Origin of the sequence: Nocardioides kongjuensis, assembly GCF_013409625.1 — a bacterium.
GTDB classification, from domain to species: domain Bacteria; phylum Actinomycetota; class Actinomycetes; order Propionibacteriales; family Nocardioidaceae; genus Nocardioides; species Nocardioides kongjuensis.
Genome location: NZ_JACCBF010000001.1, coordinates 4597646 through 4618505 on the forward strand (window position 1 = coordinate 4597646; position 20860 = coordinate 4618505).

Genomic DNA, 20860 nt, shown 5'->3' on the forward strand with positions numbered 1-20860 from the left:
GGGTCAGCTGCCGGCGGCCCGCAGCCGGTGCTCGGCGTCGCGCCACGGCTTGACCCAGGTCATGTCCTCGGGGCGCAGCGGCTCGCCGCAGGCGCTGCAGGTCTCGGCCTGCGTGGTCTCCTGGCCGCAGGTCTCGTGCCGCATCCCCATGTGCGCGCCGCCCGCGGGCAGCCGGGTGTGCTTCTCGCCCCACAGCGCGAGCTGCTGGAGCAGGGGGAGCAGGTCGGCGGCGGCCTCGGTGGCGACGTAGCGCTGGCGGGTGCGGCCGTCGCGGACGTAGTCGACGGTGTCGAGCAGCCCCGCCTCGCGCATCGCCTTCAGGCGCCGGCTGAGCACCGCCTCGGAGATGCCGAGGTTGTCGCGCAGCTGCTCGAAGCGGCCGGTGCCGTGGAGCACGTCGCGCACGATCAGCAGCAGCCACGGGTCGCCCAGGACGTCGAGGGAGCGGCGGACCGGGCAGAAGTCGGTCGACCAGTCGGAGCGCAGGGGCATGCGTGCTAGCGTACCGGTCTGACTTCGCTCAAGAAAGCCTGCTCGATGACGATCTCCTCCCCGCCGCTCGCCCGGCGCGGCCTCCACCCGGCCTGGGCCGTGGCCGCGGTCGCCTTCCTCGCGCTGATCGGCGCTGCGGGCTTCCGCGCGGCCCCGGGCGCGCTCATGGTGCCGCTGCACGACGAGTTCGGCTGGTCCACGAGCGTCATGTCGCTCGCGGTCAGCATCAACCTCGTCCTGTTCGGCCTCACCGCGCCGTTCGCCGCGGCGCTGATGGACCGCTTCGGCGTACGACGGGTGGTCGCCGCGGCGCTCTCGCTGGTCGCCCTCGGGGCGGGCGGCAGCGTGCTGATGACCGCCTCCTGGCAGCTGGTCGTGTGCTGGGGCGTGCTGATCGGGCTCGGCACCGGCTCGATGGCGCTGGTCTTCGCCGCCACCGTCGCGAACCGCTGGTTCGAGCAGCGCCGCGGCCTGGTCATGGGCATCCTCACCGCCGGGTCCGCCACCGGCCAGCTGGTGTTCCTGCCGATCGTCGCGGCGCTCGCCGACGGCGCCGGCTGGCGCCCCGCCTCCCTCGTGATCGCGGGGGCGGCGCTGGCCGTCGTACCCGTGGTGTGGCTGGTCGTCCGCGACCATCCCGAGGACCGCGGCGTGGCGCCGTACGGTGCCGAGCCGGGGTGGACTCCTGCGCCGCGAGCCGAGGGCGGGGCGACGCGGCGAGCGATCGAGGGCCTCGCGTACGCCGCCCGGCACCGTGCCTTCTGGGCGCTCGCCGGCGCCTTCGCGATCTGCGGCGCGACCACCAACGGGCTGATCGGCATCCACTTCATCCCCTCGGCGCACGACCACGGGATGCCCGCCACCACCGCGGCCGGCCTGCTGGCCGTCGTGGGTGTCTTCGACATCGTCGGGACCATCGCGTCCGGCTGGCTCACCGACCGGTTCGACCCGAGGGCGCTGCTGGTCGCCTACTACCTGTTCCGCGGACTCGGCCTGCTCCTGCTGCCGAGCCTGCTCGCGGACGCCGTGCACCCGAGCATGGTGCTGTTCATCGTGACCTACGGCCTCGACTGGGTCGCCACCGTCCCGCCCACCGCGGCCCTGTGCCGCGAGGCCTTCGGTGAGCGCGGCACCATCGTCTTCGGCTGGGTCTTCGCCTCCCACCAGCTCGGCGCGGCCGCCGCGGCCCTCGCCGCCGGCGTCATCCGCGACCAGCTCGGCACCTACACCTGGGCATGGTGGGGCGGTGCCGCCCTCTGCGCCCTCGCCGCGGTGCTGTCCCTGATGCGCCGACCCGGCTCGAAGCTGCTCTGAGATCGCGCCGACCCGGCTCGAAATGGCCCGAGAAAAGCACTGACCCGGCAGAAAGTGACCTCACGGAGGAGCCACTTTCTGCCGGGTCGGCGGTGTTCTGAGGCTAGTTTCTGCCGGGTCGGCGGGAGATCAGAGCCAGCTCGGGCCGGGTCAGTCCTTGATCTCGCAGACGACCTCGCCGTTGCCGATCGTCGCGCCGACCTCGGCCGAGAGGCCGGTGATGGTGCCGGCCTTGTGGGCCTTGAGCGGCTGCTCCATCTTCATCGCCTCGAGGACGACGACGACGTCACCCTCCTCGACGCTCTGGCCCTCCTCGACGGCGACCTTGACGATGGTGCCCTGCATCGGCGAGGTGACCGAGTCGCCCGACGCCGCGGCGCCGGCCTTCTTGCCGCCGGCGCGCTTCGGCTTCTTCGCGCCACCGGCGGCCGCACCGCCACCGAGGCCACCGAGGCCGGCCGGGAGGACGACCTCGATCCGCTTGCCGCCGACCTCGACGACCACCTTCTGCTTCTCGCCGGCTTCCTCGGCCTCGCCCGCGGCGCCGCCGTACGGCGTGATCTGGTTGTCGAAGTCGGTCTCGATCCAGGTGGTGTAGACGTCGAAGGAGCCCTCGCCCGACGGGTTGGAGGCGCCGACCCAGGCCGGGTCGTTGACGATGACCTCGTGGAAGGTGATCGCGGTCGGCATGCCGTCGACCTCGAACTCCGAGAGCGCCCGGCGCGAGCGCTCGATCGCCTGGGTGCGGCTCGAGCCGGTGATGATCAGCTTGGCGATCAGCGAGTCGAAGGCGCCGGGGACGGTCTCGCCGACCTCGTAGCCGCCGTCGACGCGGACCCCGGGGCCCTGCGGCGGGTTCCAGGCGGTCAGCGTGCCGGGGGCCGGCATGAAGTTGTTGCCGCCGTCCTCGGCGTTGATCCGGTACTCGATCGAGTGGCCGCGGATCTCCGGGTCGCCGTAGCCGAGCTCCTCGCCCGCGGCGATGCGGAACATCTCGCGGACCAGGTCGATCCCGGTGACCTCCTCGGACACGCAGTGCTCCACCTGGAGGCGGGTGTTGACCTCGAGGAAGGAGATGGTGCCGTCGGCGGCGACGAGGAACTCGCAGGTGCCGGCGCCGACGTAGTTGGCCTCGCGCAGGATCGCCTTCGACGACTCGTACAGGCGAGCGTTCTGCTCGTCGGTGAGGAACGGCGCGGGCGCCTCCTCGACCAGCTTCTGGTGGCGGCGCTGCAGCGAGCAGTCGCGCGTCGAGACGACCACGACGTTGCCGTGCGAGTCGGCCAGGCACTGGGTCTCGACGTGGCGCGGCTTGTCGAGGAACTTCTCGACCAGGCACTCGCCGCGACCGAAGGCGCCGATCGCCTCACGGGTGGCGGACTCGAACAGCTCCGGGATCTCCTCGAGGGTGCGGGCGACCTTGAGGCCGCGACCGCCACCACCGAAGACCGCCTTGATGGCGACCGGGAGGCCGTGCTCCTTGGCGAAGGCGACGATCTCGTCGGCGTCCTTGACCGGGTCCTTGAGGCCCGGGGCCAGCGGGGCGCCGGCGGCGAGGGCGATCTGCTTCGCCTTCGCCTTGTCGCCCAGGCCGTCGATCGCCTCGGGGGAGGGGCCGATCCAGATCAGGCCCGCGTCGAGCACGGCCTGCGCGAACGCGGCGTTCTCGGCGAGGAAGCCGTAGCCCGGGTGGACCGAGTCGGCGCCCGACTGCTTGGCGACATCGATGATCTTGGCGATGTCGAGGTACGTCTCCGCGGGGGTCGCGCCGCCCAGGGAGTACGCCTCGTCGGCCAGGCGCACGAACAGCGCGTTGGCGTCCGGCTCGGCGTACACCGCGACCGAACCGATACCCGCGTCCTTGGCGGCACGGATGACCCGAACCGCGATCTCGCCGCGGTTGGCGATCAGGACCTTCTTCAACGACATGGTGTGGCCTTCCAGTTCAGCGGGGCAGGGCGCTGGCGCGCCAGGCGCCGCGTCCGGGGTTCGGGTGGGAGCTGGCGGTACGACGCAGGCGGCGGGCCGGGTTGGTCCACTCCGAGCGTGGTGCCTCGGGCGCCGGGGCGCCACCGCCGAGGGCGGAGAGCACCGCGACGATCGCGGCGACCTCCTCCGGCGTGGTGCCCGGGGTGATGACGCGCAGCAGGGGAGCAGCGGACGACGCGTCCGCCTGCTCGGGCTCGGTCACGGCCTCGGCGCTCACAGCGGGATGTTCCCGTGCTTCTTCGGCGGCAGCACCTCGCGCTTGTTGCGCAGCAGGCGCAGCGCCTTGACCACCTCGGCGCGGGTCTCCGACGGCTTGATGACGCCGTCGACGTAGCCGCGCTCGGCCGCGATGTAGGGGTTGGCGAGCGTGGTCTCGTACTCGTCGATCAGCTCGGCGCGCCTGGCCTCGACGTCACCGCCGGCGGCCTCGAGCTCGGCGAGCGTACGGCGGTGCACGATGTTGGCCGCGCCCTGCGCGCCCATCACCGCGATCTGGCCGGTCGGCCAGGACAGGTTGATGTCGGCGCCGAGGTGCTTGGAGCCCATGACGTCGTACGCGCCGCCGTAGGCCTTGCGGGTGATGATCGTGACCAGCGGGACGGTCGCCTCGGCGTAGGCGTAGATCAGCTTGGCGCCGCGACGGATGATGCCGAGGTGCTCCTGGTCGACGCCCGGGAGGAAGCCCGGGACGTCGACGAAGGTCAGCACCGGGATGCTGAAGGCGTCGCAGAACCGGACGAACCGCGCGGCCTTCTCGGAGGCGTCGATGTCGAGCGTGCCGGCGAACTGCATCGGCTGGTTGGCGACGACGCCGACCGAGCGGCCCTCGACCCGGCCGTAGCCGACGATGATGTTGGGCGCGAACAGCGGCTGCACCTCGAGGAAGTCGCCGTCGTCGACGATCGTCGTGATGACGTCGTGCATGTCGTACGGCTGGTTCGGCGAGTCCGGGATCAGGGTGTCGAGCGCGAGGTCCTCGGCGGTCGGCTCGAGGTCGGCCGCGTCGTCGTACGTCGGCGCCTCGTCGAGGTTGTTCTGCGGCAGGAAGGCGAGCAGCGCCTTGACGTACTCGAAGGCGTCCTCCTCGTCGGAGGCCATGTAGTGGGCGTTGCCCGACTTGGTGTTGTGGGCCCGGGCGCCGCCGAGCTCCTCCATCGAGACGTCCTCGCCGGTGACGGTCTTGATGACGTCGGGGCCGGTGATGAACATCGCCGAGGTCTGGTCGACCATGATCGTGAAGTCGGTGACCGCGGGGGAGTAGACGTGGCCGCCCGCGCAGTTGCCCATGATCATCGAGATCTGCGGGATCACGCCGGAGGCGTGCACGTTGCGCTTGAAGATCTCGCCGTACAGGCCGAGCGAGACGACGCCCTCCTGGATGCGGGCGCCGGCGCCCTCGTTGATGCCGATGATGGGGCAGCCGGACTTGATCGCCAGGTCCATGACCTTGGTGATCTTCTCGCCGTAGACCTCGCCGAGCGAGCCGCCGAAGACGGTGAAGTCCTGGGAGAACACGCACACCTGGCGGCCGTCGACCGTGCCGTAGCCGGTGATCACGCCGTCGCCGTACGGACGGGTCTTCTCGAGCCCGAAGGCCGTGGAGCGGTGGCGGGCGAACTCGTCGAGCTCGACGAAGGAGCCCTCGTCGAAGAGCAGCTCGATGCGCTCGCGGGCGGTCTTTCGTCCCTTGGCGTGCTGCTTCTCCTGCGCCTTGGCTGCGGGAGCGTGCACGGCCTCGTCGGTGCGGCGGTCGAGGTCCGCCAGCTTGCCCGCCGTCGTGTGCAGGTCGATCTCGGTCATGAAACTGAGTATCATCCATTGATACTGGAGTTCACAAGGGGGGTGGGGTGTGACGCAATCGCACGACGACGACCGACGGCCCCCGGTCGCCAAGGGTCCTGCCGCCGCGATCTCCGAGGCGGCCTTCCGGCTCTTCGCCGAGCACGGGTACGACGCCACCAGCGTCGACGACATCGCTGCTGCCGCGGGCGTGAGCCGCAGCTCCTTCTTCCGGCTGTTCGGGTCGAAGGAGATGGTGATCTTCCCCGACCACGACGCGATCCTCGCCGCGGTCGAGGAGCGGCTGGCCGCCTCGACCCAGAAGAGCGCCATCCTCGCGGTCTCCGACGCGGTGCGCGTCGTCCTGTTCCACTACATCGCCGAGGGTCCGCTGGCCCGGCGTCGCTACCAGCTCACCTCCACGGTCCCGGCCCTGCGCGAGCGCGAGCTGATCAGTGGGGCCCGCTACCAGCAGGTCTTCCGGCAGTACATCAGCGCCTGGGGCGACGGCTCCGAGGAGTCCGAGCGCCGCGGCGAGCTGATGGCTGCCGCCGTCGTCGCCGCCCACAACCGGGTCCTGCGCCGCTGGCTGCGCGAGGAGTGCGAGGACCCGCACATGGAGATCGACGAGGCGATGGCGCAGGTCAACGCGCTCTTCGCCCCGCCGCCCACGGCGACGACGCCGGCCGCCCCCGGCGCGATCGTCGTGGTCCGCACCGACCAGGACCTCGCCGCGGTCGCGGAGCAGCTCCGGTCGCTGTGACCCGCCCGCCCGGCTGCGCCGACGGCACGGGGGTACCGCCGCAGCCATGCCGAGCGTCGAGCGTGTCGTCGTCGTCCCCCGTCCCCTCGCGAAGGTCTGGGACTACCTGACCGACTTCACCACCACCGAGGAGTGGGACCCGCCCACCGTCACGACGGTGCGCACCTCCGGCGACGGCGACGTCGGTACGACGTACCGCAACGTCTCGTCCTTCCTCGGCCACGAGACCGAGGTCGAGTACCGCGTCGTCGCCGTGGTGCCGCACGAGCTGTTCGAGCTCGCCGGCACCGCCCCGGGCGTCGACCTGCGCGACACGATCCGCTTCTGCGAGCAGGACGGCTCGACCACGGTGCGCTACCGCTCCGAGCTCACGCCGCACGGCATCGGCAAGCTCGCGTCGCCGCTCGTCAAGGGCGGCCTCGAACTGCTCGCGAACCGGGTCGCCGACAGGATCGAGGAGCGCCTGCTCCTCCTCTAGACCTGCATGCCCGCTCTCGTCACGGGTCGACCCGGCTCGCGAGCGCGGCGCCGACCGTCACGCCCAGGGCCGCACCGGCCGCGACGTCCCCGGGCCAGTGCGCGCCCTGGTGCACGCGCGCGTACGACGTGAGCAGGGTCCCCGCGGCCGGATCGGTCTCGTCGCCCACCGGTACCCGCGCGCACGCGGGCGAGCCGACGCCGCGCAAGGCTTCCTCCGTCGCGAAACTTGACCGCGGATCCTCTCGCCAACAGGGCCCTGGGGAGGACAGGATGTGGCCTGGCGCACATCCCGCGTCCTTCCTCTCGGAAAGGTTGATCCATGCCACAGCACCACCGGCGGTTCCGTGCCGCCGTCCTCACGGTCGCGACCGGCCTCACCCTGGCCGGTCTCTCCGTGGGCGGCACCGGCGCCAGTGCCGCTCCGTCGGCCGGCGGCGAGCCCGTCTCGACCCCCGTCCCGATCAGCACCCCGGACGGGGTCGTGTCGGCGTACCTGCTCAACGCGAAGCACGCCAACCCCGGCCAGACCCGGCTCCTCGAGCGTGCGGTCACCAGGGCGGGCGGCGTCGTCGTCCAGACCTGGCCGCAGATCGGCGTCGTCGTCGCCCACAGCGACAAGGCCGCCTTCCGCGCCGACGTGACGGCGTACGCCGGCAACGCGCTCGAGTCCGTCGGCGCGACCCGCACCGTGCCGGTCACCGAGGGCACCCCGGCCGGCGTCCAGGCGCCCTGGGGCCCGGGCAGGGGCCAGGTCCGCAAGGCCCAGTCCTCGCCGCAGCGAGACGACACCGAGAACACCGTCACGGCCGCGGACCCCCGCGAGACCGAGCAGTGGGACATGCAGGTGATCAAGGCCGACCAGGCGCACGCGATCACCGACGGCTCCCGTGACGTCGTCGTCGGCGTGCTCGACTCGGGCATCGACCCCGACCACCCGGACCTCGTCGCCAACATCGACGTCGCCGACTCGGTCAACTGCAGCAACGCCGGGCGTCCCGACACCTCGCCGACCGGCTGGTACCCGACCACCAGTGACCACGGCACCCACGTCGCCGGCACCATCGGCGCCGCGCGCAACGGCGTCGGCATCGTCGGGGTGGCGCCCAACGTGCGGATGGCCTCGGTCAAGGTCGTCAACGACGACGGCTTCATCTACCCGGAGTACGCCGTGTGCGGCTTCGTCTGGGCCGGCATGCACGGCATGGACGTGACCAACAACAGCTACTACGTCGACCCGTTCGAGTTCTACTGCGAGGACCAGCCCGACCAGTACGCCGCCAAGGAGGCCGTACGTCGTGCCGTCGCCTGGTCCACCGACCAGGGCGTCGTCCACGCCGCGGCCGCCGGCAACTCGGGCCACGACCTGGCCGACAAGTCGTCCTTCCTCGACGAGGGCAGCCCTGACGACGGCACCCCCGTGACCCGCACGCTCAACAGCGGCTGCCAGGACATCCCGACCGAGCTCCCCGGTGTCGTGACCGTCTCCGCGAGCCACCGTGACGACGTGCTGTCCTACTTCTCCAACCGCGGCCTCGGCGTCATCGACGTCGCCGCCCCGGGCCGTCGGATCCTGTCGACCATCGTGGCCGGCAACGGCTACGGCCTGAAGTCCGGTACGTCGATGGCCTCCCCGCACGTCGCCGGCGTCCTCGCCCTCATGAAGTCGGCCCACCCCGACCTCACGCCGGCGCAGATGGTCGCCAAGCTGCGGGCCGACGCCGACGACCACCCCTGCACGGTCCAGGAGACGCCGCCGGCCGGCGTCGACCTCGGTGCCCCGTGCGTCGGGACCGACGCCGACAACAGCTACTACGGCGAGGGCATGGTCGACGCCCTCGACGCGGTCCGCTGACCCACGGGCTCCGCTGGGGCTGGGCTCAGTCCCAGCTCCAGCGGATGCCCAGCGTCCCGGGACCGAACGACGCGACCGTGCGGCTCACGCTGGTCCCGAAGGTCTCCAGCTCGACGACCTCCTCGCGGCCGTCGACGATCGTGTAGTACTCGCAGCGGGTCGGCATCTGGTCCGGGTCGAACCGGATCCACAGGCTGATCGAGCGCATCTTGCGCACGGCCCAGTAGAAGTAGCTGTTGTCGTCGGGGTCGGGCGTCCGGTAGACGACCTCCTGCTCGAGCAGCGCGGTCTCGCCGGGGCCGAGCGGCCGGTCCAGGACCATCTCGCCGACGACGATGCCGCGCTCCTCGTCGTGGATGACCTCGCCGAGCTCGAAGCCGCCGAGCGAGGTCACGCCGGGCGTCAGCGCACCGGGGCGCACCCGCAGGATGAAGGCCCGCCGGTCGGCGTTCACGCGGACCGACTCGACGACGACGATGTAGGTCATCCGCACCGGTGAGCGATCCGGGCCGATGACGTACTTCAGCGTCACCTCCTGGTCGACCAGCCGGTCGGAGGGGGAGAGGAAGCCGAGCTCGCCGAGGAGCACCTGGATCCGGTCGGCGTCGTCGCTCAGGTCGGAGAGCAGGTCGGGCGCGACGCGTCGCCGGCGGCCCTCGATCAGTGCCTCGAGGGCGCCCGGCTCGAGGCCGAGGACCTCCTCGACCTGGGTGAGCGCGTGCAGCGATCGCTCCTGCTCGGGCTCGCGCTGGCCCGAGCGCCAGTAGCTCAGGGTCGCCAGGCTGACACCGGCACCGCGCGCGCTGAGCACACGGTGCAGTGCGCTCAAGCTCATCGCCCGGTCCGAGAGCGCCTGGTCGAAGGCCAATGAGAACGGGCCCCTCCGCATGGGTGGACCCTAGCCAATCCCTCCCGTCGGGAGGCCCACGACACTTCCCGGGCATGCGGCACACTCGACGCGTGAGCGCCATCGTCCCCGAGGAGCAGTCGGCATTCCTGCGTGAGCTGCGGCTGTTCCACCTGAACTACAAGTTCGGCCTCGACGAGATCCTGACCAAGATCAACATCCTGCGCGAGGAGATGACCTTCCGCGACGGGGCCAACCCGATCGAGCACGTCAACTCACGCATCAAGACGATCGACAGCCTGCGTGCGAAGGCCGCCCGCATCGGCTGCCCCTTCGAGCTCGAGGCCATCGGCGAGCAGATCCGCGACATCGCCGGCGTACGCATCGTGTGCAGCTTCATCGCCGACGTCTACCGGGTGCTCGAGATGCTGACGTCGCAGCCGGACGTCACCGTCTGCGAGGTCAAGGACTACATCGCCCGGCCCAAGGCCAACGGCTACCGCAGCCTGCACGCCATCGTCGAGATCCCGGTGTTCCTGTCCGACACGACCCGTGCCGTGCCGATCGAGGTCCAGATCCGCACGGTGGCGATGGACTTCTGGGCGAGTGTCGAGCACAAGATCTACTACAAGTACGCCAAGGACGTGCCGGTCGAGCTCGTCGAGGAGCTGTCGGCGGCCGCCGGGGTCGCCCACGAGCTCGACGGACGGATGGCGGAGCTGCACCGCATCGTGCACGGGTGACGAAAACTAGAACAGGTTCTATTGTGGTCCCGCTGCACCTGCGCAGCGACCCGACCAGGAGGAACCCATGACCGACCAGCTCGCCCCTCGCGCCCAGCGCTTCACCGGCCGCCGGGTCGTCGTCACGGGTGCCGCCGGCGGCCTCGGCCGGGTCGTCGCCGAGCTGTTCCGGGCCGAGGGCGCGACCGTCGTGGCCACCGACGTGGTCGCCGCCGACGGCGTGGTGGCCTGCGACCTGTCCGACGACGCCGCGCGCGACGCGTTCGTGGCCGACGCCCTCGCCGAGCTCGGTGGCCTCGACGTGCTGTGCAACGTCGCCGGGATCCAGAAGTTCGCCGAGGTCGGCACGATCACCGCCGACCTGCTGCGCAAGCACTTCGACGTCAACGCGCTCGCGCCGATCATGCTCGCCCAGGCCTGCGCCGACGCACTGGTCGAGAGCAAGGGCAACGTCGTCTCGGTGGCGTCGATCTCGGCGGTGATGGGCCAGCCCTACAACGCGCCCTACTGCTCCTCGAAGGCCGCGCTGCTGCTCGGCATGCGTGCGCTCGCCGTCGAGCTCGGCACCAAGGGGGTGCGGGTCAACTGCGTGTCCCCGGGCGGCATCGCGACCCCGATGGTCGAGGCGGCCGCCGCCGGGCTGCCCGCCGACGCCAACTGGGACCTGGTCGCCCGCAGCACCTCGGTCATCCCCGGCTTCATGCCGCCGGCCGACGTCGCCGAGGCGCTGCTCTACCTGGCCTCGGACGCCGCCGCATCGGTCACCGGTGCCAACCTCGTCGTCGACCGCGGCGTCGTCTGGTGAGTGCCGGGGTCACGCGCCGCGCGATCGTCACCGGCGCCGGGCCGCGCTCGATCGGCCGCGCCGTCGCCGACGCGCTCCTCGCCGACGGCTGGGAGGTCACCGTCACCCGCCGCGCCACCCTCGACCTCGCCGACCGGGCGTCCGTCGCGGCCTTCGCTGCGTCGTACGCCGGACGGGCCGACGACCTCGACCTGCTGGTCAACAGCGCCGGCATCCACCTCGACCTCGGGTCGCGGTGGAAGCAGCCGCAGCTGCTCGACGGCCACGAGGTCCACTGGCGCACGAACTACCTCGGCACCGTCGACCTGACGACGGCGCTGCTGCCGCTGCTGCTGGGTGGTGGTGGAGGGACCGTGGTGCACGTCGTCTCGCAGCTGCACGAGCGCGGCACCACCGACCAGCTGCTCGGCCGGCCGGTCGCCTACGACTCGTGGGCGTCGTACGGCACCTCGAAGCTCGGCCTGGTCCACCACGCCGCCCTGCTGGCCGAGCGGTACGGCGACCAAGGGCTGCGCGCCCTGTCCGTCCATCCCGGCGCGGTGTCGACCAACATCGCCAACCGCGGCCTCGAGACCCGGCCGCTGCTGCGCCGGCTGCGCAACCTCGCCCTGCCCCTGGAGCGCCGCACCCTGATGACGCCCGAGGAGTCGGCCGCCCACCTGGTCCGGATCGCCACCGATCCCTCGGCCGCGTCCGGCTACTACCGCAAGAGCCGGCCCCTCGACCCGGCCCCGGCCGCCGCCGACCTCGCGGCGCGCGCCGAGCTGGCGGCGACGACGGAGGCGTGGCTGGCCGCTACGCGCTGAGCGCCCTGGCCAGGAAGCGCAGCTGCCCCGGCACCACCCGGCGCCAGTAGCCGACGTCGTGGCCGCCCCGGCCGAACCCGCCGGCCGGCCGCGTCGTCAGGTCGGCGACGAGGTCGCGGGTCGCGGGGTAGAACGGGTCGCCCTTGCCGCAGTCCACGCGCAGCGGCACGCCGGCCAGCGTGTCCTCGCGGCCGAAGATCGTCACCCGCCCGAAGTCGGCGGCGTCGTCGTAGGAGCCGGGACTGGTGTCGGCGTACCGGTGCCAGAGGGCGGGGCTCATCACGCCCACGCCCTTGAGGACACCCTCCAGCGCCGGCACCAGGTGCAGCGCCCCGAACCCGCCCATCGACCAGCCCAGCAAGGCGACCCGGCTGGTGTCGAGGCCACGCTCGGCCAGCAGCGGCAGGAACTCGTCGACCACCATCGCCCCGGCGTCCTCGCCGCTGCGTCTCCTGTGCCAGTAGGTGTCGCCCCCGTCGACGCTGGCGATCGCGACCGCCGGCATCGCGTCGGCCAATCCGGCTGCGAGGAACCGGTCGAGCGCGAGGTAGGAGCGCGCGAACGCCGACCGGTGGTCGTTGCGCCGCCCGTGCAGCACCACCACGACCGGCAGGTCCTCGCCCGGCGTCGCGACCGACCACCCGCACCGCGCGCCCCTGCGGGCCTGCGACACGAAGCTGCCCGAGGTGACCGCCACCCCCGTGACGTCCGGCACCGGCCCATCGGGGCCGTCGTCGGTCCGGTACCGGTACGCCGCCCCCGCGGCACCCAGCGTCACCGCGCCGCCGCCGGCGACGAGCAGGCCGCGGCGGGAGAGGCGGCGGTCGCCGGCACGGGTCATGCCCGGAATCTAGCGCCGCAGCTGCGCCAGCGCGTGCAGCTGCTCGACGTAGTGCGATGCTGACTCGGCCGCGATCCGCACGGACGCCGCGGTCGCGCCGGCCTCCTCCAGGGCGCCGAGCGCATCGACCGCAGCCGCGGCGGCGCCTGACGGGTCGAGGGCGGCACCAGGGGTGAGCACGACCTCGAAGCCCGCCGGTAGGTCGGCCCGTGCCAGCATCGCCGCGAGCTCGCCGGGCGAGAGCCCGAAGGGCACCCAGCCGTCGGCCAGCTCGACTGCCCGGCGCAGCGAGCGGGGCGTGCGCCCGCCGATCCAGAACGGCACGTGTGGCTGGACCGCGTGCGGTGAGACGACCACGTCGGAGAACGAGAAGTGCGGTCCGTCGTACGACGGTGTCCGGGTCGACAGCGCGGCGCGCAGGGCCCGCAATGCGTCGTCGGCGACCGCGCCACGCCCTTCGAACCGAACGCCGAGCAGTGCGAACTCCTCCTCGAGCGAGCCCACGCCCAGCCCGAGGACCAGGCGGCCGCCGCTGACCAGGTCGAGGGTCCCGTAGCGCTTGGCGATGGCGAGGGGGTGGTGGTAGCCGAGGACGAGGACCTGGGTGGCGAGCCGGATCCGCGAGGTGCGGGCGGCGAGGTGGCCGAAGGTGGCGAGCGGGTCCCAGTAGGTGCCGCCGCGCTGCGCGGCGATGTCGGCCGGCACCATCACGTGCTCGCTGCAGGTGAGGAAGTCGAAGCCGAGGGTGTCGGCGGCCTCGGCGATGGTGCCGAGCTCGGCGATGCCGGCATCGGCCTCCCACGGGGAGAACGCCCCCGGCAGCTGCACCACCACGGGGCTGTTGATGCCGATCCTCACGTCAGTCCTCTTTCGTCGTCCGCGCACATCTGATAAACCAAGTGCTTGCTTGGTTTTCTGAACCCTACCCCCACTCGCAGGAGCCCGCCCGTGACCAGCCCGCTCAACGACAGCCCCCTCGTCTTCTTCTCGTTCGTCACCCTCGAGGGAGCCGGGCCCGACGAGCACCGCGCCTACAACGAGTGGCACCAGCTCGACCACCGCCCGGAGAACCTCGCCCTGCCCGGCGTCGCGTGGGGCGACCGCTGGGCCCGGCCCATCGACTACCGCAGCGGCGTCGCGTCCGACGAGCACGCGCCGACCGACTACGTCGCGATGTACTGGTTCAACGACCCGGTCGAGCGCGCGCTCCAGGAGTGGTCCGACCTCGGCGAGGACTCGTTCCAGTGGGGCCGCGGTCCGCTCATCCCGGGGGTGCGGCGCAAGCTGCTGTCGTTCTACCGCCCGGTCAAGGGGTACGCCGCTCCGTCGGCGCTCGTGTCGCCCGAGGTGATCCCGTACCGCCCCAACCGCGGCCTCCACCTCACCCTGTCGCGGCACGCCGAGCACCACAGCGGCGCCACCCACGAGCACTTCACCTGGCAGGACCGCAGCCTGATCCCCGCCCTGCTCGACCTCGAGGGCGTCGCCGGCGCGTGGACCTTCTCCTTCGCCCGCCACCAGGCGCACCCGTCGCTGCCGCTCGCCACCGAGACGCCGGACGCGCCGGGGTCGCTGCGGATCCGGCTCGTCTACCTCGACCAGGACCCGCTGTCGACCACCGAGGCGATCGACAAGACCACCGCCGAGCTGACCGCCCGGCTCAGCGAGGAGGCCGTCGCCTCCGAGGAGGTCCTGCTGAGCACGCCGCTGCGCACGATCATCCCGTGGCAGGACTGGTGAGCCGGGTCAGCTGAGCCGGCTCACCTGAGGCCGCGCGCCAGCAGCTCGGCGAGGTGGACCGGCTCCGCGTCGGGAGCCAGCTCGTCGAGCTGCGTGCGGCAGGAGAACCCGTCGGCCAGCACGACGCGCCCGGCCTCGCCGGCGGACGAGCGCACCGCCGGCAGCAGGTTCGCCTCGGCGACCGCGACCGACACCTCGTAGTGCCCCTGCTCGACCCCGAAGTTGCCCGCCATGCCGCAGCACCCGGGCACGGCCTCGACACTCGCGCCGGCCTTCTCCAGCAGCGCCTGGTCGGTCGACCAGCCCATCACCGCGTGGTGGTGGCAGTGCGGCTGCGCGACGATCCGCACCCCGGCCAGCGACGGCGGCGTCCAGCCCGGCGTACGCGACAACAGCTCCGCCAGGGTGGTGGTCGCCGACGCCACGGCCGCCGCGTCCTCACCCGGCACCAGCTCGCGCAGCTCGTGGCGCAGCACCGCGGCGCAGGAGGGCTCCAGCCCGACGATCGGCACGCCGGCCAGCGCGTCGTCCTTCAACGCGTCCACCATCGCGCCGAGCCGGCGCGCGGCGCCGTCGAGCTGGCCGGTGCTGATCCACGGCAGGCCGCAGCACTCCTGCTGCCGGGTGATCCGCGGGTCGTAGCCCGCGTCGCGCAGCACCGCGACCGCAGCCTCGGCGACGCGCGGGGCGAAGTGGTTGGTGAACGAGTCGACGAAGAGCACGACCGGCGTACCCGTCCCGACGGAACCCCCGAAGGTACGGCGGAAGGTTCGTCGCGCGAACGCCGGCATCCGCCGCCGCGTGTCGACGCCGGCCGCCTTCAGCGCGACCTTGCGCAGTGGCGCGAGGTCCATCGACCTGTTCGCGAACCGCGGCATCGCGGAGCCGACCTTCGCCCACCGCGGCAGCCAGCCGACCGAGTAGTGCGAGCGCGGGCGCAGCTTGCGCTTGTAGGTCTGGTGCAGCACCTCGGCCTTGTAGGACGCCATGTCGGTGCCGGTCGGGCAGTCGGACGCGCAGCCCTTGCAGGACAGGCACAGGTCGAGCGCCTCGTGCACCTCGGGCGAGCTCCAGGTCGTCGTGCTGGAGCCGTTGACGATCTCCTGCAACAGCCGGGCACGACCGCGGGTGGAGTGGATCTCCTCCCGGGTCGCCTGGTACGACGGGCACATCACGCCACCCGAGGCGCTGTTGTCGGCGCGGCACTTGCCCACGCCGGTGCAGCGGTGCACGGCCTGGCCGAAGTCACCGCCGTCGGAGGTGTACGCGAGCGCGAGTCCCTTGGTGAGTCGTGCGGTCGAGGTGTAGCGCAGGTCGGCAGCGCTCGAGGCGGGCTCGACGAGGATGCCCGGGTTGAGCATCCGGGCCGGGTCGAAGACGTCCTTCACGGCTGCCATCAGCGACAGTGCGGCGGGGGAGTACATCCGCGGCAGCAGGTCGCTGCGTGCCCGCCCGTCGCCGTGCTCGCCGGAGAGCGAGCCGCCGAGCGAGGTCACCAGGTCGGCGGCGTCCTCGAGGAACGCGTGGAACGCCTCGGCCCCGTCGGGCCGGTCGAACGGGAAGTCCATCCGCACGTGCAGGCAGCCCTCGCCGAAGTGCCCGAACGGCATCGCGGTCAGCTCGTGCCGTGCGAGCAGCTCCTCGAACGAGGTGAGGTAGGTGCCGAGCCGCTCCGGCGGTACGGCGGCGTCCTCCCAGCCGGCCCACGCGGGCTTGCCCGAGGGTGCACGCCCGGCGAGGCCGGCGCCGTCGGCGCGGATCTTCCAGAGCCGGTCCGCGGTCCGCGGGTCGTCGACCACGAGCGCCGACACGCCGAGGCCGGCGGCGGCGAGGAGGTCCGCGCGCCGTCGTACGTCGTCGGGGTCGGTGCCCGACAGCTCGACGAACATCCACGCGTCTCCGGCCGGAAGCGGCGGCACCGCGTTCTCGCCGCGCCGCTCGCGGATCACGTCGACGATGCGCCGGTCCAGTCCCTCGCACGCGGACGGCTCGAAGGCGAGCACCTCGGGCGTTGCGAAGCCGGCCGTCGGGAAGTCGGCGAAGCCCAGCACCACCATGATCGCGGCCTTCGGCGCACGGACCAGCCGGACCGTCGCCTCGGTGAGCACGGCCAGCGTGCCCTCGGAGCCGACCAGGGTGCGGGTGAGGTCGAAGCCGCGTTCGGGAGCGAGGTGGTCGAGCGCGATGCCGGACACGTGCCGCCCGAAGGTGCCGAACTCGGTCCGCACGGTCGCGAGGTCGCCCGCGACGACCTTCCGCAGCCGGTCGAGCACGTCGGACCCCCCGGCCTCGGCGACCGGCGCCCCGGAGGCGTCGTACCCCGTCGTCAGCACCGACCCGTCGGCGAGCAGCGCCCGCACCGCGCGCACGTTGTGCGAGGTCCGGCCGTAGGCCAGCGACCGCGCCCCGCAGGCGTCGTTGCCGATCATCCCGCCGATCGTGCAGCGGGTGCTGGTCGACGGGTCCGGCCCGAACCTCAGCCCGTACGGCGCCGCGGCCTTCTGCAGCACCGCCTGGACGACGCCCGGCTGGACCACCGCGGACTCCGCGTCGCCGTCGATCGAGACGACCTGGTTCAGGTGCCGGCTGAAGTCGATGACCACACCCGGTCCGATCGCGTTGCCCGCGACCGACGTGCCGGCGCCGCGGGCCGTGACCGTCAGCCCCTCCTCGCGTGCCGCGGCCAGCACCGCGGCCACCTCGTCGGCCGAGCGCGGGAACGCGACGGCGACGGGCGGGACGCGGTAGAGCGAGGCGTCGGAGGAGTACGCGCCGAGGACCGCGGCGTCGTCACTGACGTCGCCCGCTCCGTGGCGCTGGAGCTGCTGAGCGATGCCGGACACGGACTGAAATCTAGTGGGTGGCTCTGGCGGCTACGCTCCCGTCCCAGGTCACGACCGTCACGACTACCCAGGGGGCGCCATGCGGCTCGGCATGATCATCGACTACTCCGGCGGCTTCGCCGAGACCGTGGAGCTGCTCCAGGAGTACGAGCGCAACGGCCTCGACCTGGTCGCGATGCCCGAGGCCTACTCCTTCGACGCGGTCAGCCAGCTCGGCTACATCGCCGCGAAGACCGAGCGACTCGAGCTGATGTCGGCGATCTTCCAGATCTACACCCGCACCCCGTCGTTGACCGCGATGACCGCCGCGGGACTGGACTTCGTGTCCGACGGCCGGTTCACGCTCGGTCTGGGCGCGAGCGGCCCGCAGGTCATCGAGGGCTTCCACGGCGTCAGGTACGACGCCCCGCTGGGGCGCACCCGCGAGGTGATCGAGATCTGCCGGCAGGTGTGGAAGCGCGAGCCCGTCGAGTACCGCGGCAAGCACTACACGGTCCCGCTCACCAAGGAGGACGGCGGCTCGGGCCTGGGCAAGCCGCTCAAGATCATCAACCACCCGGTCCGCAGCGAGATCCCGATCTCGGTCGCCGCCCTCGGCCCGAAGAACGTCGCGCTGGTCGCCGAGCTCGCCAACGGCTGGCAGCCGCTGTTCTTCCACCCCGGCAAGCGCGACCTCGCCTGGGGCGAGCCGCTGGCGGAGGGGTTCGCGAAGCGCGACCCCGCGCTCGGCGAGCTCGACATCCAGCTCCAGATCGCCTTCCACCTCGGCGAGCCGTCGCCGGAGGCGGTGCAGGCGATCCGCAACCAGCTGGCGCTCTACGTCGGCGGGATGGGCGCGCGCGACAAGAACTTCTACAACCAGCTGGCCTGCCGCTACGGCTACGAGGCCGAGGCGAAGGAGATCCAGGACCTCTACCTGTCGGGCGCGAAGGCGGACGCCGCGGCCGCCGTGCCCCAGGAGCTGGTGGAGGCCGTCACCCTGCTCGGTGACGAGGACTCGATCCGCCGGCAGGTCGCCGAGTTCCACGCCGCCGGTGTGCGCACCTTCCTGCTGAACCCGCTCGCCGCCACCGACGGGGAGAAGGTCGCCCAGGTGCGCCGGCTGTCCGAGATCGTCAAGGAGGTCGCCCCGTGAGCGACCGCCGGTTCACCGTCGCCCGCGACGGCGCCGTCGCCACGGTCGGCCTCGCCGGCCCGGGCGGCAAGGCGGTCATGGACGAGGCGTTCTTCGCGGAGCTGGGGGCGACCTTCACCGAGCTCGACGCCGACGACGCGGTCCGTGCCGTCGTCCTGTCCGGCGCGGGCGACCACTTCTCCTACGGCCTCGACCTGGCGGCCGCGGCCGGGACCTTCGCGCCCCTGCGCCAGGCCACGCACGCCGGCGCCCGGCAGGAGCTGATGGCACTGATCCGGCGTTGGCAGGCGGCCCTCGACACGGTTGCGAACCTGCGCAAGCCCACCGTCGCCGCGGTCACCGGCTGGTGCATCGGCGGCGGGGTCGACCTCGCCGTCGCCTGCGACGTCCGGGTCGCCTCGGCCGACGCGGTGTTCAGCGTGCGCGAGGCCAAGGTCGGCATCGTCGCCGACCTCGGCAGCCTGCAGCGCCTGGTCGGCGTGATCGGCGACGGCCACCTGCGCGAGCTCGCCCTGACCGGCGACGACGTCGACGCCGCCCGCGCCGCCCAGATCGGCCTGGTCAACCACGTGCACGCCACCCCCGCCGAGACGCGGACGGCGGCCGCGGAGCTCGCGGCCCGGATGGCCGCCAACTCCCCGCTGGTCCTGCGCGGCATCAAGGACGTCCTCGACACCGAGCGCGGTCCCCGCGTCGAGGCCGGCCTGCGCTACACCGCCGTGTGGAACTCGGCCTTCCTGCTCAGCGACGACCTCGACGAGGCGATGCTGGCCTTCCTCGAGCGCCGCCCGCCGGAGTTCACCGGCCGCTGACGAGTCACTGCGCGAGCCGGTCCCGGCCGCCCCCGCCCACCAGGCGGTCGCGGCCGGGACCGCCGTACAGCCGGTCGTTGCCACCTCCGCCACGCAGCACGTCGCGACCGCCGCCCCCGCACAGCACGTCGCGCCCGCCGCGGCCGTCGATCCGGTCCTTGCCGCCCAGGCCGACGATCACGTCGGGTCCCGGAGTGCCGATCAGCACGTCGTTGCCGGGCGTGCCGACGATCGTGGCCGCCCTGCCGTGGCACCGAGCGGTGGCCGGCTGGCCGCAACCACCCTCCGGGCTGATCACGACCTGGCCGCCCGTCGCCTGCGCGGCGACGCCGGACTGCGCCGGCGGCACGCTGCTGTAGCTGCCTCCGCCTCCGCCACCGCCGGACGCGCCGTCGAGGAAGCCCCCACCCCCGCCGCCGCCGTAGCCGCCGCCACCGCCGCCCGCGGTCCCGCCCCCGCCGCCTCCGCCGAAGCCACCGCTGCCGCCGGTGCCCCCGCTCAGCACGGCACCGCCGCCCCCGGCGCCGCCGTTGCCGATGGCCAGCCCGCCGGCGCCGCCGCCGGTGCCGCCGCCGTCGATGAGCACACCGCCGCCACCGCCGCCGGGTTCGCCGTCGCCGGGCAGGAGGCGGGCGGTCGCCACCAGGCTGCTGCCACCGACCGTCCCGCCGCCGGCCGGCGTACTGATTCCTGCTCCCGTCCCGCCTGCTCCCGCCGGGGCCCCGTTGCCACCGGTCCCGGTGAGGCTGGCGTCGAGCCCGCCGGTGGTGATCCCCGAGCCGCCGCCACCGCCGGCCACGACGAGCACGCCCGCGGCCGTCGGGCTGGTCATGACGAACGATCCGCCGCCACCACCGCCGGCCGTCTGGCCGGGGAGCCCGTTGCCGCCGGCGCCACCGACCACGACCTGCAGCGTGCTGCCCGGCGCGACCGGGACGCCCGGGACGAAGAGGAAGCCCGCGTGTCCACCGGCGCCGGTCGACGAGCCACCCGGCGCGCCCACGACGTACAGGCTGACCCGATCCACCCCCGCCGGCACGACCCAGGACTGCACGGTGCCGGTCGAGGTGAAGGTGGTCGGCGGCGCAACCGCGCACGCGTCGACGCCGGTCGCGGGCGGTCCCGCAGCGGGCATGACGAGCGCGCCGACGGCGAGGAGGCCGGAGGCGAGCGTCCGGAGCACGGGACGGCGAGGTGAGGGGAGCATGGAGCAGGCCTTCCGAGAGCAGTGGCGAACCGAGCCGATCCGCCCCCTCGGGCCGGGCCTCGCACGCTACCCCCGCGCGGCATCGCGGGGAAGGGGTGTCGAGGTGCTAGCTCGCGTCCCGCTTCGCCCGCGTGATCGCGGCGACCGCCCGCCCGTAGGTGATCGGTACGGCGCCCAGCGCCAGCGCCCGCTGGCGGGTCGGCTCGGTGACGTCGAAGTGCTCCTTCGCGGTCCCCGGGTTCTGGATCCAGCGCGCCTCGATACCGAGCCGGCCGGCGAACTCCAGCAGCTCGCGGTGGCCGGCCTCGCCCGGGAGGTCGGAGAGCAGGTGGGACCACACCCCGTCGACGGGGCCGACCACGGCTTCCAGCTGCATGTCGTCGACGTACACGGTCACGGGCCCAGCCTCCCA

Annotated in this window: 21 protein-coding genes; 10 read left to right on the top strand and 11 right to left on the bottom strand. The window is 72.8% G+C overall.

The features are described from left to right. Nucleotides 1-3: 3 nt before the first annotated feature. Nucleotides 4-492, bottom strand: a complete 489-nt coding sequence (locus BJ958_RS22045) for a winged helix-turn-helix transcriptional regulator (RefSeq protein ID WP_179728981.1) — start codon at nucleotides 490-492, stop codon at nucleotides 4-6. 45 nt (nucleotides 493-537) lie between these two features. Here BJ958_RS22045 and BJ958_RS22050 point away from each other — a divergent pair, with 45 nt between their 5' ends. Further along, nucleotides 538-1806: an MFS transporter gene (locus tag BJ958_RS22050; RefSeq protein WP_179728982.1), complete on the top strand. Its 1269-nt coding sequence runs from the start codon at nucleotides 538-540 to the stop codon at nucleotides 1804-1806. 150 nt (nucleotides 1807-1956) lie between these two features. On the opposite strand, the gene BJ958_RS22055 is transcribed toward BJ958_RS22050, so the two are convergent. From BJ958_RS22055 to BJ958_RS22065, 3 genes are read right to left on the bottom strand one after another with little or no spacing between them, the layout of a single operon-like run. Next, nucleotides 1957-3735 (bottom strand): acetyl/propionyl/methylcrotonyl-CoA carboxylase subunit alpha, encoded by a 1779-nt coding sequence (locus BJ958_RS22055; RefSeq protein ID WP_179728983.1) that lies wholly within the window; start codon nucleotides 3733-3735, stop codon nucleotides 1957-1959. 16 nt (nucleotides 3736-3751) lie between these two features. Next, nucleotides 3752-4012, bottom strand: coding sequence for an acyl-CoA carboxylase epsilon subunit (locus BJ958_RS22060; RefSeq protein ID WP_218865938.1), 261 nt, complete (start codon nucleotides 4010-4012; stop codon nucleotides 3752-3754). After that, nucleotides 4009-5595, bottom strand: a complete 1587-nt coding sequence (locus BJ958_RS22065; RefSeq protein WP_179728984.1) for an acyl-CoA carboxylase subunit beta — start codon at nucleotides 5593-5595, stop codon at nucleotides 4009-4011. The genes BJ958_RS22060 and BJ958_RS22065 overlap by 4 nt, the downstream gene beginning before the upstream one ends. Before the next feature lie 49 nt (nucleotides 5596-5644). Between BJ958_RS22065 and BJ958_RS22070 the strand changes: the two genes are divergently transcribed. Both BJ958_RS22070 and BJ958_RS22075 read left to right on the top strand, forming a co-directional pair. Next, a complete protein-coding gene (locus BJ958_RS22070; RefSeq protein ID WP_179728985.1) occupies nucleotides 5645-6337 on the top strand; it encodes a TetR family transcriptional regulator in 693 nt (230 codons plus the stop codon). Between the two features lie 46 nt (nucleotides 6338-6383). Beyond that, nucleotides 6384-6815 (top strand): SRPBCC family protein, encoded by a 432-nt coding sequence (locus tag BJ958_RS22075; protein WP_179728986.1) that lies wholly within the window; start codon nucleotides 6384-6386, stop codon nucleotides 6813-6815. 19 nt (nucleotides 6816-6834) lie between these two features. Here the strand turns inward: BJ958_RS22075 and BJ958_RS27420 are convergent, their stop codons facing one another. After that, the gene (locus tag BJ958_RS27420) at nucleotides 6835-6984 is read right to left on the bottom strand and encodes a phosphatase PAP2 family protein (RefSeq protein ID WP_218865939.1); all 150 of its coding nucleotides are present in this window, start codon (nucleotides 6982-6984) and stop codon (nucleotides 6835-6837) included. Nucleotides 6985-7136: 152 nt separating this feature from the next. Between BJ958_RS27420 and BJ958_RS22085 the strand changes: the two genes are divergently transcribed. Continuing rightward, nucleotides 7137-8669: a S8 family peptidase gene (locus BJ958_RS22085; protein WP_179728988.1), complete on the top strand. Its 1533-nt coding sequence runs from the start codon at nucleotides 7137-7139 to the stop codon at nucleotides 8667-8669. Between the two features lie 25 nt (nucleotides 8670-8694). Here the strand turns inward: BJ958_RS22085 and BJ958_RS22090 are convergent, their stop codons facing one another. Then, nucleotides 8695-9558: a hypothetical protein gene (locus tag BJ958_RS22090; RefSeq protein WP_179728989.1), complete on the bottom strand. Its 864-nt coding sequence runs from the start codon at nucleotides 9556-9558 to the stop codon at nucleotides 8695-8697. A 71-nt stretch (nucleotides 9559-9629) separates the two neighbouring features. Between BJ958_RS22090 and BJ958_RS22095 the strand changes: the two genes are divergently transcribed. The 3 genes from BJ958_RS22095 (at nucleotide 9630) to BJ958_RS22105 (ending at nucleotide 11870) form a co-directional block, all read left to right on the top strand. After that, entirely contained in the window at nucleotides 9630-10259 is a 630-nt protein-coding gene (locus BJ958_RS22095) for a GTP pyrophosphokinase family protein (RefSeq protein ID WP_273518633.1), read from the top strand. 67 nt (nucleotides 10260-10326) lie between these two features. Continuing rightward, nucleotides 10327-11064 (top strand): SDR family NAD(P)-dependent oxidoreductase, encoded by a 738-nt coding sequence (locus tag BJ958_RS22100; protein WP_179728991.1) that lies wholly within the window; start codon nucleotides 10327-10329, stop codon nucleotides 11062-11064. Continuing rightward, nucleotides 11061-11870, top strand: coding sequence for an SDR family NAD(P)-dependent oxidoreductase (locus BJ958_RS22105; RefSeq protein WP_179728992.1), 810 nt, complete (start codon nucleotides 11061-11063; stop codon nucleotides 11868-11870). The genes BJ958_RS22100 and BJ958_RS22105 overlap by 4 nt, the downstream gene beginning before the upstream one ends. Here BJ958_RS22105 and BJ958_RS22110 read toward each other — a convergent pair. Both BJ958_RS22110 and BJ958_RS22115 read right to left on the bottom strand, forming a co-directional pair. Next, complete coding sequence (locus BJ958_RS22110; RefSeq protein WP_179728993.1) at nucleotides 11860-12711, bottom strand: alpha/beta hydrolase; 852 nt, start codon at nucleotides 12709-12711, stop codon at nucleotides 11860-11862. The genes BJ958_RS22105 and BJ958_RS22110 overlap by 11 nt on opposite strands. Nucleotides 12712-12720: 9 nt before the next feature. Further along, nucleotides 12721-13569, bottom strand: coding sequence for a TIGR03619 family F420-dependent LLM class oxidoreductase (locus BJ958_RS22115; RefSeq protein WP_179728994.1), 849 nt, complete (start codon nucleotides 13567-13569; stop codon nucleotides 12721-12723). A 90-nt stretch (nucleotides 13570-13659) separates the two neighbouring features. On the opposite strand from BJ958_RS22115, the gene BJ958_RS22120 reads away from it, so the two are divergent. Then, nucleotides 13660-14451, top strand: a complete 792-nt coding sequence (locus BJ958_RS22120; protein WP_179728995.1) for a hypothetical protein — start codon at nucleotides 13660-13662, stop codon at nucleotides 14449-14451. 20 nt (nucleotides 14452-14471) lie between these two features. On the opposite strand, the gene BJ958_RS29200 is transcribed toward BJ958_RS22120, so the two are convergent. Beyond that, entirely contained in the window at nucleotides 14472-17294 is a 2823-nt protein-coding gene (locus tag BJ958_RS29200) for an FAD-linked oxidase C-terminal domain-containing protein (RefSeq protein WP_179728996.1), read from the bottom strand. 79 nt (nucleotides 17295-17373) lie between these two features. Here BJ958_RS29200 and BJ958_RS22130 point away from each other — a divergent pair, with 79 nt between their 5' ends. Together BJ958_RS22130 and BJ958_RS22135 are read left to right on the top strand one after the other, a co-directional pair. Further along, on the top strand, nucleotides 17374-18429 hold the full coding sequence (locus BJ958_RS22130) for an LLM class F420-dependent oxidoreductase (protein ID WP_179728997.1): 1056 nt from the start codon (nucleotides 17374-17376) through the stop codon (nucleotides 18427-18429). Beyond that, complete coding sequence (locus BJ958_RS22135) at nucleotides 18426-19241, top strand: crotonase/enoyl-CoA hydratase family protein (protein ID WP_179728998.1); 816 nt, start codon at nucleotides 18426-18428, stop codon at nucleotides 19239-19241. Before BJ958_RS22130 ends, BJ958_RS22135 begins: the two co-directional genes overlap by 4 nt. A gap of 4 nt (nucleotides 19242-19245) precedes the next feature. Here BJ958_RS22135 and BJ958_RS28785 read toward each other — a convergent pair whose 3' ends face one another. Together BJ958_RS28785 and BJ958_RS22155 are read right to left on the bottom strand one after the other, a co-directional pair. Further along, nucleotides 19246-20448 carry a calcium-binding protein gene (locus tag BJ958_RS28785; RefSeq protein WP_281367200.1) on the bottom strand — a complete coding sequence of 401 codons (1203 nt, stop codon included), beginning with the start codon at nucleotides 20446-20448 and terminating at the stop codon, nucleotides 19246-19248. 106 nt (nucleotides 20449-20554) lie between these two features. After that, nucleotides 20555-20845 carry a DUF4031 domain-containing protein gene (locus BJ958_RS22155; protein ID WP_179728999.1) on the bottom strand — a complete coding sequence of 97 codons (291 nt, stop codon included), beginning with the start codon at nucleotides 20843-20845 and terminating at the stop codon, nucleotides 20555-20557. Nucleotides 20846-20860 lie beyond the last annotated feature (15 nt).

What these genes read in the sequence shown, in the direction of transcription:
- BJ958_RS22045 (WP_179728981.1), bottom strand. Translation starts at nt 492, where the DNA reads ATGCCCCTGCGCTCCGACTGGTCGACCGACTTCTGCCCGGTCCGCCGC.
- BJ958_RS22050 (WP_179728982.1), top strand. Translation starts at nt 538, where the DNA reads ATGACGATCTCCTCCCCGCCGCTCGCCCGGCGCGGCCTCCACCCGGCC.
- BJ958_RS22055 (WP_179728983.1), bottom strand. Translation starts at nt 3,735, where the DNA reads ATGTCGTTGAAGAAGGTCCTGATCGCCAACCGCGGCGAGATCGCGGTT.
- BJ958_RS22065 (WP_179728984.1), bottom strand. Translation starts at nt 5,595, where the DNA reads ATGACCGAGATCGACCTGCACACGACGGCGGGCAAGCTGGCGGACCTC.
- BJ958_RS22075 (WP_179728986.1), top strand. Translation starts at nt 6,384, where the DNA reads ATGCCGAGCGTCGAGCGTGTCGTCGTCGTCCCCCGTCCCCTCGCGAAG.
- BJ958_RS22085 (WP_179728988.1), top strand. Translation starts at nt 7,137, where the DNA reads ATGCCACAGCACCACCGGCGGTTCCGTGCCGCCGTCCTCACGGTCGCG.
- BJ958_RS22090 (WP_179728989.1), bottom strand. Translation starts at nt 9,558, where the DNA reads ATGCGGAGGGGCCCGTTCTCATTGGCCTTCGACCAGGCGCTCTCGGAC.
- BJ958_RS22100 (WP_179728991.1), top strand. Translation starts at nt 10,327, where the DNA reads ATGACCGACCAGCTCGCCCCTCGCGCCCAGCGCTTCACCGGCCGCCGG.
- BJ958_RS22110 (WP_179728993.1), bottom strand. Translation starts at nt 12,711, where the DNA reads ATGACCCGTGCCGGCGACCGCCGCCTCTCCCGCCGCGGCCTGCTCGTC.
- BJ958_RS22130 (WP_179728997.1), top strand. Translation starts at nt 17,374, where the DNA reads ATGCGGCTCGGCATGATCATCGACTACTCCGGCGGCTTCGCCGAGACC.
- BJ958_RS28785 (WP_281367200.1), bottom strand. Translation starts at nt 20,448, where the DNA reads ATGCTCCCCTCACCTCGCCGTCCCGTGCTCCGGACGCTCGCCTCCGGC.